This window comes from Bradyrhizobium sp. NDS-1, from assembly GCF_032918005.1.
GTDB classification, from domain to species: domain Bacteria; phylum Pseudomonadota; class Alphaproteobacteria; order Rhizobiales; family Xanthobacteraceae; genus Bradyrhizobium; species Bradyrhizobium tunisiense.
The window spans coordinates 6099749-6114150 of sequence record NZ_CP136628.1 but is presented as its reverse complement, the minus strand read 5'-3'; the positions used below and the strand labels follow the sequence as shown (position 1 = coordinate 6114150).

The window sequence follows — 14402 nt, the reverse complement described above, 5'->3', positions numbered from 1 at the left end:
GAAATCAAGCGCCAAGGTGCGGCGCGAGAATGGAACCTGCCTTGCTCAGCCCGATGCAAACAACGGCGATGGAGCGATTTGGTTCCATGCCAATTCGGACAGAAATGGCGTGGGCGGCCCCCCGCCTCGTTCGGTCGTCTCCGGCAGCGTCCCGGAACGGGCGCCAGGCCTCGTGGTTAGCCCGCAAAGGGAGAACGGACATGAGGGCAGGACTTGCTAAAGGAGGACTCGCGATCGTCGCCATGCTGTTTGCCGGGCCGGCCTTGGCGCAGAACGGTGCGCCCAGCGGTCGCGGGGCGGTGACCGGCGATCCCGCCGCGAGCTCCGCCAGCTCGCGGGCGGATACCCCGACCACGGGGGCGGCGACCCGCTCGAACCCGAGCGGCAGTGGCACCTCATCTTCGGGCGGCAAGGATGACAATGGCGACGCCGGCCGGGACAAGATGCCGGAGAGCGACCGCACCGTGCGCCCGCAGAGCCAGCAACGTCATTCGAACGACAAATAGAGGCTGCTACTTGTCCGCCATGGTGCGCTCGGCGTCCCTGACCTGCGCGCGCAGCATCGGGAGCTGCTCGCGCGCGAACGCTGCGAGCGCGGTGTTGTCGGGCGCCTTCAGATAGCGTTCGAGCAGATCGATGGCGGATTCATACTCCGGGATCTGCGAGGCGTAGAAGCTTCGGACGTAAGTCGGTCCGTCCGAAGTTTCGGGCTCGACCAGGCTCGCGCTGACGGACGACGCCTTGTCGACGCGTGGCTCCGCGCCGATCGCCTGTTGTATCTGCTTGAGCGCCTTGTCGCGCTTGGTGGCCTCTTCTGCGCGCAAGGCTGCGAGGTTCTTGACCTCGGCGTTGCCCTTCAAATCCGTGTTCTCCAGAAGGCCCTGCTGGAAGCGGCTGAAATTGTAGAGACCGCTGATGACGTCGATCGCGCTCGGCGGACGTTCGCCGGGCTTGCGTTCGCCGGTGCTGTCGGCGAGCGCCGCGGTGCTGATGAATGCCAGGATGATCGCGACGAGAACTCGCATCGAGATCAATTGCGGATCGGAGGCAAAGTTCCCTCAACATTACGATCGGAAAGCGGGTTGCGACGGTAGAGTTCCATCCCCACGTCTTGCTTCATGAAACAGTCCGACATCTTCAGAGATAACGCCGACAATTGTCTCCAGCTCGCCGAGCGCGCCGAGGGAAAACCCGCCCACAAGCGCTATTCGCGCATGGCGGACGCCTGGACGGCGCTCGCTCACGAGCAGGATTGGCTCGACGGCGAGATCGCGCCCGTTCCGGTCCGTTTTGCGCAGAAGCAGGACGCCTGAGCGCTCGCCTTTCGTGAATCCGCGTGTGAGACCGCTCACGGAATGCAAGCGGTCAATCAAGGATGATCAGGGAACAATCAATCACGATTCCAGAAGGAGGTTTGCGATGGCTCCACGTCTGGCCCTTCTTTCACTCATTTTTGCCTTCGGCGTCTCGGTCGCGTTTGCGACGGTGACGACGGTTCGTCAGGTGCAGCTGGAGAACGCATCGGCCGCCGTCCACGCAACGCACAGCTAGAGCGGCGCCGGAACATTCGGCGCCGCAGTGCGTAAGCGCTTCGAGACATCAGAAGAGGCGAAGGCACACCATGGCCCATTCCGACCACGGCATCGTCAGGGATAAGCGGGGAGAGGAGCAGCCCCGTGACAAGCAGCGCGCGCAGTCTGCGCACAAGACGGATCCACAGAGAACTCAGAACGGCTCGCCGTCACGCGAGGCGACGCGCGATCCCAGACTGAATGACAAGAGCAAGACGCCGGGCTCCGGCATGACGCCGGATGATTCCGGCGACGCGCCGAGCAGCTAGACGAAGCGGTGATCCCGCACGAGGAACGAATCCTCGTGCGCGGAGTCGACAGGTTGCTTCCGGTCGTCATGCCCCCGGTGAGCCGGAAGCAATCTCCAAGGACGGCCTCGGCACTCATCCTGCCGGGGCCGTTCGCCTGTGGAAGCCTCTATTGCTCAGTCCTCATTGCTCAGTCCTCGGCACCGCTTTCGGGATCTCTCTGCGTGTGTCCGTCGGCTCCGCGGCCGAACACGCCGAAGCTGCTCGACTTCACGCCGGCGGCTGCATCGACGTCTGCGGCGGCCAGTCCGAACTTGAGGAGCTCGCGGACTGCCGCCGCCCGCGTCGGCATGCGATGCTTGAACCGGAAATCGTCAACGGCGGCCAACTCTTCCGGCGAGAGCATGACCTGAAGCCGCTCGGCGCGAAGGTCTTGCATGGTCAATCACACAAATTGAGTAGGTTGAGTAGATTACTCAACGAACCAACTTGGTTGGAGTTCCACAAGAGACGGGAAAGTCTCAAGATGAGTAAAAAACTTAGCGAAATCAATATGTTATAATTGAACGACTTTCGCGGTCGCGCATTTCCTCCTGGAAGGGAGAGAGACCATGACGGACGAAGTCAGGTTGCCCCGTAAGCTTTCCGAAGAGCCGGAAGCCCCCAAACCGGTGCGCCCGAGCCACCAGAGGGTCATCGAGCAAGTCGAACGCTGGGCCAACAGCCCGGCCTTGCAGCCACCGAGGACGGAAGATGCGAAAACCATCTGAGCCCCATACGTTTGAGCAACGCCTCGAGGCGCAGAAGCTGCGGCTCGAGCGTGAGCTATCGAGCCTGCCGAATGGACGCGAGCGCGACGTCGTTGTCGCGCGCATCGATCAGCTTCAGACCGCTGCCGAGATGTATGGCTTTCTGATGCTACGGGAAGAGGCCGCGGCGCCTCGCTGATGGCCCGATGCGCTCGGTCTGCACGGCGCGGGAGGTGATGCGAAGCTTTCGCCTCAGCAACCACGCCGATACCGACACGGCCGCCCATCCCAGAATGGCGGTGACGAATGCGCCGATCACGGTCGTCGAAACCACGACGTAAAAAATCATGGCGAACGCCGCAAGACCGATGCTTCCCAAGCCCGCACCCGCAGCATCGAGCGCCGCTGCCTGCTGCCCGCGCCTTCGCCCGCTGAGACCGGCTTTTTCCTTGGCGCGGCGCTCATGACTTTCGATCAGTGTTGCGCTGGCGCAGAAGATGGCGGGAAGTGCGAGGAAGAGCCCGCCGACGGAGACGCCGAAACGCGCACCGACGATTCCCGCGATCGCCGTTGCCAGTCCGCCAAGGAGGAAGCGAACACCGTACTCGTACCACCGGGTCTGCTTCAGCGCCGATGGAGACAGCTTGACCAGCATCAGGCAGCACCTCCGAAGGCCGCGAGCAGACCGAAGGCGACGACGAGCCATACGGCAAAAGCGGCGACGGTGGCTGGCAATGCGCCGAGACGAAACCTCATCAAGAGATGGCAGACGACCAGGCTGTAGAAGGCAAGTGCGACGGCACCATAGATCATCGTCCAGCTTTCGGCGGCGACATATTGCGGGCCGTGCTGGACGACGGCGATGCTGAGTGTGGCCAGCGCGACCGACGGAGCCGCGCCGAGCAGCCCGGCAAAACTCTTCGGCTTGAGCATGTCTCCCAGGATCGCGAAGGCGGAGACGATGACCCCGCCGGCGATGAAGCGCAGCAGATATTCCGTCATGACCGCACCCGCGAGGCAGGGGGCCGCTGTCTTGGCTTTCCGAGCGTGAGCGGCCTGAACAGTCGTTCGACGCCGACGCCGAGGATGAAGCCTGCCACGACGTCGCTGACCCAGTGTGCAAGCACGACAACGCGCGTCAACGACAGAGCCACGGCAAGCGAGCGCACCAGCCGGCGTGGGACGGGCTTCAGCAGCCCTGCCGCCGAGGCCAGCGCGCCCATGTGCAGAGCATGGCCGGAAGGAAACGCGTCGCGGGATCGTCCCGATATGGGAATACCGTTCGCATGACCGCGCACTGTCAGCCGGTCGGGCCTCGTCTGGTCGAACAGGGACTTCAGCAGGTGCGGCAGCACCGCGGTCGCCAAGGAGACCGCCAACATGTGATTTGCGACAGGACGCGCGCCGGGTTGCCGAAGCCGGGCGTAAAGCCAACCAGCCGCAGCGAGCACGAGCAGCACGTGCTCGTCCGCAGCCCAGGTCAAAATCTGGGCGACTTGCTCGATGTCTGAATTTGTGTCCTGCGCTATTTCGTTGGCGAGCGCCTGGTCGATCCGGGTCGGTTTTACTTTTACGAGTGCCATCGGTCTGGCGAGTTATCCATGATGACCGTTCTGTAAATTCTGTATGACAATGAACGTTCTGCGGCGCTCGTGGCCTCTGCGGATCGATCGAAACGAGTGCGGCAGGCTGCTCCGGATGGACGAGCGGAATCATCGTGAGCTTGCGGGCATACGGAGAGAAGACATCGTTGCCGGGGACGAGGAGGACGCCGAGGGGCGGCCTCCTCGTCCGACGCGTTACTTTGTCTGGCCGACACTCGGCGCCTTGCCGAGCTCCTTGGCCATGACAAGATGATGCTTGAGCGCCGGCAGCGTCTTGCCGGCCCAGTCCTTCAGCGCGGAATTGTCACCGCCCTTGGCGTAGCGTTCGAACAGCGACACCGCATCTTCATGGGCGCTGACCTGGTAGGAGTTGTAGTCCGAGCTGAAATCCTTGCCGGTGGCGTTCTTGAGCTTGTCGAGCTTGCTATGGTGCGAGCTGTCGAGTGCCGTCGGCAGGGTCGCCTGCACCTTGCCGTCACTGACGAGACTCTTCAGTTCGGTACTGGTCTTGGTGTGGTCCGTCACCATCTGCTGTGCGAAGCTCTTCTCCTGAGCGTTGCCCTTCTGCTGGGCGAGCTTGCTCGACTCGATCTCGAACATGTCGCTGATCGCGACCTCCTTGACGAAATCCGCAGTAGCAGGTGCGACGCCGAGTGCCGAATTGATGCCGGTCTTCTCGCCCAGCGACTGGGCGAGGGCGGGGCCTGCGAGAAGCACGCAGGCAAGGGCGATGACGGTCCGTTTCATGTCTAGTCCCTTCGGTTGTGCGCGCAGCCTTGTGCCGCGCGATGTTGCGCCGACCAACCGGCCGCGGGAGCCGTGGTTCCTAAGGACTAATCCGCTGGATTGCGTCCGGTGCGCGGATTGATGGGATCGGTCGGCTTGCGTCGAAGCCGCTCGGGCAGAAACGGTTCAGTGGGGACGGCCGTGGCATCGGCACGCACATCGGCGTGGCGTTGTGCGCGCTCGTGCGGCGTCCTGTTGTCGTTGAAGTGGTATTTCACGTCGACGCCATCGACGGGATCGTTGACGCCATGCTGGATATCGCGGAAGTCGCTCATGGTTCACCTCGTTCCTTTCCGGGCAGGATCGTTTCGAGCACCTGCCGCGCCGCTCCCTTGATCATCCGGCTTTGGTTCGGATCGCCCTTCATCAGGGCGAGCGAGAAGTTCTTGGCCTGTTGAAGCGTGATATGCGGCGGCAGCGGCGGCACTTCGGGATCCGTTTTCACTTCCAGCACGACGGGCATCTCGCTCGCCAGCGCCTGCTCCCAGGCCGAACCGAGCCGCTGTGGACTGTCGACGAAGATGCCGCGCAGGCCGATGAGCTCGGCGAAGCGGGAATAGGAGACGTCGGGAATACGCTGCGAGGCTTCGAATTTGGGATCGCCGTTGATGATGCGCTGCTCCCAGGTCACCTGGTTGAGATCCTCGTTGTTGAAGACGCAGACGATGAAGCGCGGGTCGCGCCAGGAGCGCCAGTACTTTGCGGCCGTGATCAGCTCGGCCATGTTGTTCATCTGCATCGCGCCGTCGCCGACGAGGGCGATCACCGGCCGATCCGGATGGGCGTACTTCGCGGCGAGGGCATAAGGCACCGCTGCGCCCATCGAGGCGAGGCCGCCGGAGAGCGAGGCGATCATGCCGCGCCGCATCTTCAGGTCGCGTGCGAACCAGTTGGCACATGAGCCGGAATCACTGGTGATGATGGCGCGATCGGGCAGCCGCGGGGACAGTTCCCAGGCGACGAGCTGCGGATTGACCGGCGCCGCTGGCTGGTGCGCGCGGTCATCCAGCGTCTTCCACCATGCCGCAACGTCCTCTTCGATGCTCTGGCGCCAGGCGCCATCGCTTTTGCGTTTCAGTCGCGGCAGCAATGCGCGCAAGGTCTCGGCGGCATCGCCCACGAGGCCGACCTCCATGGGAAAGCGGATCGACATCATGCTGGCATCGATGTCGATCTGCACCCCGCGCGCGTTGCCTTCCTTGGGAAGGAATTCGGCATAGGGGAAGGCGGAGCCGACCATCAGCAGCGTGTCGCATTCCATCATCATGTTGTAGCTGGGCTCGGTGCCGAGCAGGCCGATCGAGCCGGTGACCCACGGCAGGTCGTCGGGCAGCGCGGCCTTGCCGAGCAGCGCCTTGGCGCAGCCGGCCGACAGCCGATCTGCCACGGCGATCACCTCGTCGGTGGCGCCAAGCGCACCGGCGCCGACGAGCATCGCGACCTTGTTGCCGGCATTGAGGATCTCCGCAGCGCGATCGAGATCGGCCTCCTGCGGCATGATGCTGGGGGCGCTGTAGCCGATGCCGGAATGCAGCGTGCCGTGGGCGCGGGGCGGGTCTTCGTAAGGCTCTTCCTGCAGATCATTAGGCAGGATGATCACGGTCGGGGTCCGCCGCGCCAGCGCGATCCGCGCCGCGCGATCGATCAGATGCCGCACTTGCGCAGGCGAGGACGCCTGCATGACGTAGGCGCCGGCAACGTCCTTGAACATCGAGACGAGATCGAGCTCCTGCTGATAGCTCCCGCCCAGCGCGTTCCGCGCCTGCTGGCCGACGATCGCGAGCACCGGCTGGTGATCCAGGAGCGCGTCGTAGAGCCCGGTGACGAGATGCGAAGCGCCGGGACCGGAGGTCGCAATGCAGACACCGAGCTCCCTTGAGAATTTTGCATAAGCGGTTGCCATGAAGGCGGCCATCTCCTCGTGCCGCGCCTGCACGAAGCCGATCTTGTGGTCCTTTCCCTGGGCCCGGTTCATCGCGCCGAACACGCCGTTGATGCCGTCGCCGGGATAGCCAAAGATGTGGCGCACTCCCCATTGATGCAGACGCTGAATGATGAAGTCGGAGACTGTCTGGGACATAGCGGGCGGCTCTGGGTTCGGCCTCGTTAGCTGGAGAACCGGTTGTTTGGGGCGATGTTCCCAAGCTGTTGCGAAACGCACGCCGGAACGATCGATCACCCCTTGCGGTTGATTCACAGATGCCTGAGTGGAGAATGACGATGCTGAATCAGGGCGAACTGGACCGGAACGAGATGGGCCGGCTCATTGGAAGCGACAAGGTCGAGGGAACCGCTGTCTACGGTGCCGATCGAAACAAGATCGGTTCGATCGAGCGGGTGATGATCGACAAGATCACTGGCAAGGTCTCTTACGCAGTGCTCGGCTTCGGCGGCTTTCTTGGCCTCGGCAATGATCACTACCCGTTGCCTTGGCAGTCGCTGAAATACGACACCGAGCTTGGCGGTTATATTACCGCAATCACGGCCAGCGATCTGGAAGGCGCTCCAAAATATGGCGAGCAGACCCAGTGGAACTGGAGCGATGACGCTGCCGTGCGCCGCATCAATGCCTATTACGGCGTCCCCTTCGCGTAACGAGGGGACGATCCGACGAGCAGGGAACGGCCGACCGACGAATCCCCGGGATCAGAATGACTGGGGATCGCGCAAACGGACGGACAAGCCTTGACGGACAAGCCTGGCAAGGCAGTCCGGAGAAGGAACAAGGATCGGACAAGGTGAAGCCAGACCTGGGGAAATGGCACGGGACGAAGACGCAATGACAAGTGTCTCCCGTGGGGACGAGATGAAGCGCGGCGTTGATGACGCCGCGCTTCTTTCTTGAGTTATAGCGTTCCCGGATGGCCGCGGGGGTTCTTCACGAGGCCGGGCCGTACATCCTTCGAGGGACTCTCCCGAGCGCCTACGCGGCCAGGATCGCACCTCCTTCGACCCTTCGGAGAGAAATGGTGACCGCGGCACGAGACTGCGGCTAGACTGCACCCAACCTGATCAAAATCCCGGGAGGTATCTAAGTGAAGACCGCGATCACCGAGCTGTTCGGCATCGAGCACCCCATCATCCAGGGCGGCATGCATTTCGTCGGCTTTGCCGAACTGGCCGCCGCCGTGTCCAATGCCGGCGGGCTCGGCATCATCACCGGCCTCACCCAGAAGACGCCGGAATTGCTCGCGAAGGAAATCGCACGCTGCCGCGACATGACCGACAAGCCGTTCGGCGTGAACCTGACCTTCCTGCCGACCTTCGCGGCGCCGCCTTACCCCGAATACATCGCGGCCATCGTCGAAGGCGGCATCAAGGCGGTGGAGACCGCGGGCCGCAGCCCGGAGGCCTACATGCCGGCGCTGAAGGCCGCAGGCATCAAGGTTATCCACAAATGCACCTCGGTCCGCCACTCGCTGAAGGCCGAGCGCATCGGCTGCGACGCCGTCAGCGTCGATGGTTTTGAATGTGGCGGTCATCCCGGCGAGGACGACATTCCCAACATGATCCTGCTGCCGCGCGCGGCGGAGGAGTTGAAGATCCCGTTCGTCGCCTCCGGCGGCATGGCCGACGGGCGCAGCCTCGTCGCGGCATTGTCGCTGGGCGCGGCCGGCATGAACATGGGCACGCGCTTCATCGCCACCAAGGAAGCGCCCGTGCATCAGAACGTGAAGAACGCGCTGGTCGCGGCCACCGAGCTCGATACCCGCCTGATCATGCGCAGCTTGCGCAACACCGAGCGCGTGCTGAGAAATGCCAATGTCGATCGCCTCATCGAGATCGAGCGCGAGAAGGGCGACAAACTGAAGATCGACGACATCCACGACCAGGTCGCGGGCGTCTATCCCAAGATCATGCTCGAAGGCCAGATGGACGCCGGCGCCTGGAGCTGCGGCATGGTCGCTGGGTTGATCCACGACATCCCCTCCTGCAAGGAGCTGATTGACAGGATCATGGGCGAGGCGGAACAGATCATCCGCAACCGCCTGATGGGGTTCCTGGATGGGACGGGTGCGACGCGAAAGGTCGCATGACACCGCCAAACTTCTTAACCACGGCGGCACTTGACCGCTGGAATTGGCCGCGGCGCCTCCTAAATAGGAGTAAATTACCCCTTTAATAATCCAGTTTCAGGAGGCGTCCGTGGTCCTGAAGAGCATTCATTTTGCAGTTGCCGTTGCCCTGATGCTCGCTGGCGGCGGCATCGCTCGCGCTGACGACTACAAGCCCGGTGAATATCTCGGTCTCGATCTCTCCAAGGCGGTGCTGTCGCCGAAGCGGCTCGGGCCCGAGACGCAGTTTGCACCGGTAGCCTTGGAGGCGCGTGGCGGCAGCGAGGCGCAGGCCCGCGTCGAGCCGGTCGACGTGCCGAAGAAGGTTGCCGCCGAGCGCGTCCGTGGGGCCGAGCCCAAGGCCGCGCACGCCAGGGCCGCCCAGCCGCGCGGCGCAGCTCGCGCGAAGCTTGCGCATCGTCACGGCAACCCGCTGGATGCGCAAGCAATGGATACCCGCATCCAGACCTGGCCGTGCCGCTCCGGCGGCATCTGCAACTGGAAGCATTAGGCGAGGCTGAAGCCGTCATCCGCGCGTCGCAAAACCGTAGGCGCGGAGTCAAGAAACCGTAAGCCGGGAGTCAAGGAGCGCAGGCACCTTCCGTCGCGATTCGACGAAGGTTTCCTGAATGGCAACGCTCCGCGCTTCGCGCGCATGGACCCGGCGGCAATTCCTGGTCCGTTCGACTTCAAGCCTGGCGGTTGCCTCGCTCGGCACGCTCGCGACCCCGTACCTCAGCCGCGCCGCCGATCGTCCGCAAATCGCCGGCGGAATCCAGTCCGGTGACGTCTGCGATGGCTCCGCCGTGATCTGGGCGCGCGCGGACAGGGCCGCACGGATGCACGTGGAGTGCTCGACCGTCGAGAGCTTCAGCATCATGGCGTCGGCCTCGTGCGATGCGCTGCCCGATGCGGACTTCACCGCAAAGCTGCAGCTCGACGACCTGCCGCCCGGGCAGGACGTCTTATATCGCATCCGCTTCGACGACATCGCGACCGGCCTTCGCGGCGAAAGCCGTCTCGGGCATTTCCGCACTGCGCCGGCAGCTCGCCAGTCGATCTCATTCGTGTGGTCGGGCGACGTCGCGGGGCAGGGCTGGGGTATCGACATCTCGCGCGGCGGCTATCGCAGCTACCACACCATGCTCGACAACCGTCCGGATTTCTTCATCCATTCCGGCGATCACATCTACGCCGACTGCACGATACCTGCCGAGCAGAAGCTGCCCAACGGCGAGACCTGGCGTAACCTCGTGACCGAGGAGAAGTCCGAAGTCGCGCACTCGCTGGCTCAGTTCCGCGGCAACTACAAATACAACCATCTCGACGAGAACTTTCGTGCCTTCCATGCGGAGGTGCCGATGTTCGCGCAGTGGGACGACCACGAGGTCACCAACGACTGGTCGCCGACCGGCAGCTATGATCACGCCGGCCATGAGGACGACGGCACCCCGCGCCTCGTCGCGCGCGCCCGCCGCGCCTTCTTCGACTTCATGCCGATCCGTGATCTCGGCGCGCGGCAGAGCCGGGTTTACCGTCGCATCGGCTACGGTCCGCTGCTCGACGTCTTCATGATCGACATGCGCAGCTATCGCGATGATAGCTGGAACAAGGGCGGCGACCGTCGCGGCTGGATCCTCGGCTCCGAGCAGCTTGCCTGGCTGAAGCGGGAGCTCGCCGCCTCGCGCGCGACGTGGAAGGTCATCGCCGCCGATTTGCCGATCGGCCTCGTCAGTCTCGATGCCGTCGCGCTCGGCAATGGGGCGCCTGACCGGCGCGAGCACGAGATCGCCGACCTTCTCAGCTCGATCAAGTGCGCCGGAATCCGCAACGTGGTGTGGCTCACCGCGGACATGCACTACACTGCCGCGCATTATTACGATCCCGGCAAGGCACAATTCAGGGATTTCGAGCCGTTCTGGGAGTTCGTCTCCGGCCCGCTGCACGCCGGGAGCTGGGGCCCGGGCGAACTCGACGATACCTTCGGGCCGACGGCGATGTACCAGAACGGCTGTAGCGCAGCGCAGGGCGAGAATCTGGCACCCTGTTTCGGACTGCAGTTTTTTGGCCGCGTCGACATCGATGGCCGCAGCGGCGTCATGACCGTCACGTTGAAGGACGTCGACAATCGCAGCCTATGGTCCGTCGACATCGCGCCGCAGCCACAGGCGCGACCGGCTGTGGTGGCGCAGCATTCGTGAGGGGGATACGCTGCCCTCGTCGTCATGCCGGGACAAGCCGGCCATGATGATGACTGGCCTGGCTCGCATCTAACCCGATCTTGATTGGCCGCCGCGCTGCTGGCGCGCTAGGATGCCCGCTCCCGCCATCTCGTTTCCTTCACCGAAGAGTCTGTCCCCGCGGCCTCGCGGCGCGTCCGGCGGGATGCAATACGTCAGGAGCCTGTTCATGGACAATCTGAAGACACAGGGCATCAGCATGCCCAAGCTCGGCCTCGGCACCTTTCGCATGCAGGGCGATGCCTGCCGCGCCGCGGTCGAGAGCGCGCTGTCGATCGGCTATCGCCACATCGACACTGCGGAGATGTATGCGAACGAGGAGCCGATCGGATCAGCCATCGCCGCGTCCCGTCTGCCGCGAAACGAGCTGCACGTCACGACAAAGGTCTGGCACGAGAACCTCACCCCCGACGCGATGCGGCGTGCCTTCGATGCCAGCCTGAAGAAGCTTCGGCTCGACCATGTCGATCTCTATCTCGTGCATTGGCCGTCGAAGGCCGCGGACTGGGGTGCGGTGTTCGAGACCCTGATGAAGCTGAAGGAGGAGGGGCGCACGCGGGCCATCGGTGTCGCCAATTTCACCACGGCGCTGCTCAAGATCGCGGTCGAGCACGTCAGGGCGCCGATCGCCTGCAATCAGATCGAATATCACGCGATGCTCGATCAATCGAAGGTGCTGGCTTATCTCGCGGCAAAGTCGATCCCGCTCGTCGCTTATTGCCCGCTGGCGCAGGGGCGCATTGCCTCGGATCCGGTGCTGGCCGAGATCGGTGCCAGGCACAACGCGACCGCTGCGCAGGTGGCGCTGAAATGGCTGCTCGACCAGGACGGCGTCGCCGCGATCCCGAAAGCCTCGCGCCGTGAGAGCCAGCAAGCCAATCTCGACGCGCTGAATATCACGCTCGACGATGGCGACCGCCGGAAGATCGCCGCGCTGCCGAAGGACAGGCGTTGCGTCAATCCGGGTTTTGCGCCGAAGTGGGACTAGCGCCAAGCGCTTTCGATACGCAAAAGAAATGGCCCCGTGAGGGGCCATTTCCATATGACTCTGCGTTAGTCCCAGTGATGGTGACGATGGCCGCGCTTGATCACCACGACCTTGTCGCGATGGTGGCCGCGATGCCAGCCGTGGTCGCGATGCGTGCGGTATTGGGCGCGAGCACCGTACGGGCCGTGATGATGATGGTGATAGCCGCTGCGCTTGATCACCACCGTCTCGGCACTTGCGAGGGTCGGCGCCGCGATCGCGAGCGCGCCCAGGGCCGCAATTACATAACCAAGCTTCTTCATGACGTCCTCCTCCAATTCGAATGCACATCTAAACCGCGCATTCACGCGATCGTTCCGGGGGAATCGCAGGAGAATTCTGAACGGCTGTTCAGGTGGCTAATCGCAGCGTTGCTGGATTGGTGTCGGCGCGCCTGTCGCGATGTACTTGCCGTCCCTGATCGTGTACTCGCCGCGCTCGCTGCGATTGTAGATCGCACGCAGGCTGCCGTCCTTTGCGAGCAGCAAGCCGAACTCACGCGTCTGACGCAGCGAGGGGAAGTACACCATCATATTGAGCAGGCCGTCGGCGTTGACCGTGGCCGATACAATCTCGTTCTCGTCCCTGGCCTCGCCGAAATTGCGCCGGTACATCACCCGGCCGTCCTTCCGGATCTCGTAGGTCAGCAGCGCGCCCTTGTCGCGGTCGGGCCGAGCCGCGCAGTCGACCGCCCACGAGCCGAGCAGGCCCCATTGCTCGACCGTCGCGGCCAGCGTCCCGGCAGCCGCCGCAGGTGTGATCGCCGCCCACAGCATCGCAGCCGCGATCCAGCGGCTCAAACAACGCGTCATGTCCCAGAAGAACCCCGCCTCGAAGAATTCCAAAGTGTAGCATCCCGCCCGCTTCCGTCCATGGCAGCGGCCGATCGCTCGCGAATTTGATCCGCGTCAATGAGGCCGGTCTTTTCGGGGGTAGGATGGGCTTCCCGAAGGCGAACCTGGATAGAGCAATGCTGAATCAAGTCATGGATTTTGCGGGCGAAGTGCTGCCGGGGAGCTGTGCCGTGCCGCCGTATTCCGAGACCGCGTTTCTGACCGAGCTGGGCGATCGCCTGCGGTCCTCGCGCATGCGCTGCGACCTGTCGCGCCGCGAGCTGGCCCGCCGTTCCGGGATTTCCGAGCGCTATATCGCCCAGATCGAGGCCGGCAAGGGCAACGTCTCGATCGTCCTTTTGCTGCGGCTGACCTCCGCGATCCACGGCAGCCAGCCCCAGGCGGCCTGACGCTTCGAGGTGACCGCCATGGGGCAGCTCGTTCTCGCCGCCAAGGTCACCCATGTTCCGTCGTTGATGCTGTCGGAGGCGCCCGGCAGCCCGCTGCGCAACGCGCGCGAGCCGGCGGTCAGCTCCTTGCGCGAGCTCGGCCGGCGGGCGAGAGAGCGCGGCGTCACGAGCTTCGTGGTGTTCGACACCCATTGGCTCTCCAATTTCGGCTACCATGTCAATGCCAATGCGCGGCATTGCGGCTCGTTCACGAGCCATGAGGCGCCGCAGATGATCCAGGATCTGCGCTACGACCTGCCGGGCGATACGGCTCTCGCGGAGGCCATCGCAAACAGGGCCGTGGACGCGGGCCTGAACGTGATCGCCCATCAGGTGGCCAGCCTCGGGCTCGAATACGGCACCATCGTGCCGATGCACTACCTGAACCCGGACGGCTTTGCGAAGGTCGTCTCGGTCGCCTCGCCGCTCTTCACCTCGTTCGAGGAAAGCCGGATCCTCGGTGAAGCGACCCGCCGCGCGATCGATCGATCCGGCGAGCGGGTCGCCGTCCTCGCCAGCGGTTCGCTCTCGCATCGGCTCTGGCCGAACAAGCAGCTCGGCCCCGAGGCGTGGACGTCGATCGCGAGCGAGTTCAACCGCCAAGTCGACCTGCGCGTGCTCGAGCTGTGGCAGAGCCGCCGCTATCGCGAATTTCTCGACATGCTCCCGGACTACGCCACCAAGTGCAACGGCGAGGGCGGCATGGCTGACACGATCATGCTGTTCGCTGCCCTCGGCTGGTACGATTATTGCGGCGCTGCCGAGCAGCTCTGCGACTATTTTCCCTCGTCCGGCTCCGGCCAGGTCAACGTCGAGTTTCACGTCGAGGCGTGAGGCAGC

General features: G+C 63.9%; 23 protein-coding genes. 13 read left to right on the top strand and 10 right to left on the bottom strand.

Annotated features, from left to right (window positions below; translation table 11 throughout):
- Window positions 1–200: 200 nt before the first annotated feature.
- Window positions 201–506, top strand: a complete 306-nt coding sequence (locus RX330_RS28545; RefSeq protein WP_317240689.1) for a hypothetical protein — start codon at window positions 201–203, stop codon at window positions 504–506.
- Between the two features lie 6 nt (window positions 507–512).
- Here RX330_RS28545 and RX330_RS28540 read toward each other — a convergent pair whose 3' ends face one another.
- A complete protein-coding gene (locus tag RX330_RS28540; protein WP_317240688.1) occupies window positions 513–1025 on the bottom strand; it encodes a DUF4142 domain-containing protein in 513 nt (170 codons plus the stop codon).
- A gap of 93 nt (window positions 1026–1118) precedes the next feature.
- Between RX330_RS28540 and RX330_RS28535 the strand changes: the two genes are divergently transcribed.
- The 3 genes from RX330_RS28535 to RX330_RS28525 all read left to right on the top strand — a co-directional run bounded on the left by RX330_RS28535 (window position 1119) and on the right by RX330_RS28525 (window position 1840).
- Window positions 1119–1313: a hypothetical protein gene (locus tag RX330_RS28535; RefSeq protein ID WP_212080850.1), complete on the top strand. Its 195-nt coding sequence runs from the start codon at window positions 1119–1121 to the stop codon at window positions 1311–1313.
- Between the two features lie 106 nt (window positions 1314–1419).
- Entirely contained in the window at window positions 1420–1551 is a 132-nt protein-coding gene (locus RX330_RS28530) for a hypothetical protein (protein ID WP_283818714.1), read from the top strand.
- A gap of 70 nt (window positions 1552–1621) precedes the next feature.
- Entirely contained in the window at window positions 1622–1840 is a 219-nt protein-coding gene (locus RX330_RS28525) for a hypothetical protein (protein ID WP_212080851.1), read from the top strand.
- Window positions 1841–2009: 169 nt separating this feature from the next.
- On the opposite strand, the gene RX330_RS28520 is transcribed toward RX330_RS28525, so the two are convergent.
- Window positions 2010–2258: a hypothetical protein gene (locus RX330_RS28520; protein WP_212080852.1), complete on the bottom strand. Its 249-nt coding sequence runs from the start codon at window positions 2256–2258 to the stop codon at window positions 2010–2012.
- Window positions 2259–2430: 172 nt separating this feature from the next.
- Between RX330_RS28520 and RX330_RS28515 the strand changes: the two genes are divergently transcribed.
- Both RX330_RS28515 and RX330_RS28510 read left to right on the top strand, forming a co-directional pair.
- A complete protein-coding gene (locus RX330_RS28515; RefSeq protein WP_212080853.1) occupies window positions 2431–2589 on the top strand; it encodes a hypothetical protein in 159 nt (52 codons plus the stop codon).
- Window positions 2573–2767, top strand: a complete 195-nt coding sequence (locus tag RX330_RS28510) for a hypothetical protein (RefSeq protein WP_317240684.1) — start codon at window positions 2573–2575, stop codon at window positions 2765–2767. Before RX330_RS28515 ends, RX330_RS28510 begins: the two co-directional genes overlap by 17 nt.
- Here the strand turns inward: RX330_RS28510 and RX330_RS28505 are convergent.
- The 6 genes from RX330_RS28505 to RX330_RS28480 all read right to left on the bottom strand — a co-directional run bounded on the left by RX330_RS28505 (window position 2738) and on the right by RX330_RS28480 (window position 7038).
- Window positions 2738–3223, bottom strand: a complete 486-nt coding sequence (locus RX330_RS28505; RefSeq protein ID WP_317240682.1) for a hypothetical protein — start codon at window positions 3221–3223, stop codon at window positions 2738–2740. The genes RX330_RS28510 and RX330_RS28505 overlap by 30 nt on opposite strands.
- Entirely contained in the window at window positions 3223–3570 is a 348-nt protein-coding gene (locus RX330_RS28500; RefSeq protein ID WP_212080856.1) for a DUF3147 family protein, read from the bottom strand. Before RX330_RS28500 ends, RX330_RS28505 begins: the two co-directional genes overlap by 1 nt.
- Window positions 3567–4151, bottom strand: a complete 585-nt coding sequence (locus tag RX330_RS28495) for a phosphatase PAP2 family protein (protein ID WP_317240681.1) — start codon at window positions 4149–4151, stop codon at window positions 3567–3569. The genes RX330_RS28500 and RX330_RS28495 overlap by 4 nt, the downstream gene beginning before the upstream one ends.
- A 216-nt stretch (window positions 4152–4367) precedes the next feature.
- Window positions 4368–4919 carry a DUF4142 domain-containing protein gene (locus tag RX330_RS28490; protein ID WP_317240680.1) on the bottom strand — a complete coding sequence of 184 codons (552 nt, stop codon included), beginning with the start codon at window positions 4917–4919 and terminating at the stop codon, window positions 4368–4370.
- An 86-nt stretch (window positions 4920–5005) separates the two neighbouring features.
- Complete coding sequence (locus RX330_RS28485; RefSeq protein WP_212080859.1) at window positions 5006–5233, bottom strand: hypothetical protein; 228 nt, start codon at window positions 5231–5233, stop codon at window positions 5006–5008.
- Window positions 5230–7038 (bottom strand): thiamine pyrophosphate-requiring protein, encoded by a 1809-nt coding sequence (locus tag RX330_RS28480; RefSeq protein ID WP_317240679.1) that lies wholly within the window; start codon window positions 7036–7038, stop codon window positions 5230–5232. The genes RX330_RS28485 and RX330_RS28480 overlap by 4 nt, the downstream gene beginning before the upstream one ends.
- 140 nt (window positions 7039–7178) lie before the next feature.
- Here RX330_RS28480 and RX330_RS28475 point away from each other — a divergent pair, with 140 nt between their 5' ends.
- From RX330_RS28475 to RX330_RS28455, 5 genes are all read left to right on the top strand, one after another.
- A complete protein-coding gene (locus RX330_RS28475; protein ID WP_212080861.1) occupies window positions 7179–7553 on the top strand; it encodes a PRC-barrel domain-containing protein in 375 nt (124 codons plus the stop codon).
- A 440-nt stretch (window positions 7554–7993) separates the two neighbouring features.
- A complete protein-coding gene (locus tag RX330_RS28470) occupies window positions 7994–8995 on the top strand; it encodes an NAD(P)H-dependent flavin oxidoreductase (protein ID WP_317240678.1) in 1002 nt (333 codons plus the stop codon).
- A 109-nt stretch (window positions 8996–9104) separates the two neighbouring features.
- The gene (locus RX330_RS28465; RefSeq protein ID WP_317240677.1) at window positions 9105–9524 is read left to right on the top strand and encodes a hypothetical protein; all 420 of its coding nucleotides are present in this window, start codon (window positions 9105–9107) and stop codon (window positions 9522–9524) included.
- 118 nt (window positions 9525–9642) lie between these two features.
- Window positions 9643–11214 carry an alkaline phosphatase D family protein gene (locus RX330_RS28460; RefSeq protein ID WP_317240676.1) on the top strand — a complete coding sequence of 524 codons (1572 nt, stop codon included), beginning with the start codon at window positions 9643–9645 and terminating at the stop codon, window positions 11212–11214.
- A 208-nt stretch (window positions 11215–11422) separates the two neighbouring features.
- Window positions 11423–12241: an aldo/keto reductase gene (locus tag RX330_RS28455; RefSeq protein WP_317240675.1), complete on the top strand. Its 819-nt coding sequence runs from the start codon at window positions 11423–11425 to the stop codon at window positions 12239–12241.
- A 65-nt stretch (window positions 12242–12306) separates the two neighbouring features.
- Here the strand turns inward: RX330_RS28455 and RX330_RS28450 are convergent, their stop codons facing one another.
- Window positions 12307–12543, bottom strand: a complete 237-nt coding sequence (locus RX330_RS28450) for a hypothetical protein (RefSeq protein ID WP_212080866.1) — start codon at window positions 12541–12543, stop codon at window positions 12307–12309.
- Window positions 12544–12639: 96 nt separating this feature from the next.
- Entirely contained in the window at window positions 12640–13092 is a 453-nt protein-coding gene (locus RX330_RS28445) for a hypothetical protein (protein WP_317240674.1), read from the bottom strand.
- Between the two features lie 158 nt (window positions 13093–13250).
- On the opposite strand from RX330_RS28445, the gene RX330_RS28440 reads away from it, so the two are divergent.
- Both RX330_RS28440 and hpaD read left to right on the top strand, forming a co-directional pair.
- Window positions 13251–13523: a helix-turn-helix domain-containing protein gene (locus RX330_RS28440; protein WP_317240673.1), complete on the top strand. Its 273-nt coding sequence runs from the start codon at window positions 13251–13253 to the stop codon at window positions 13521–13523.
- Window positions 13524–13541: 18 nt separating this feature from the next.
- Window positions 13542–14396: a 3,4-dihydroxyphenylacetate 2,3-dioxygenase gene (gene hpaD / locus RX330_RS28435; protein WP_317240672.1), complete on the top strand. Its 855-nt coding sequence runs from the start codon at window positions 13542–13544 to the stop codon at window positions 14394–14396.
- Window positions 14397–14402 lie beyond the last annotated feature (6 nt).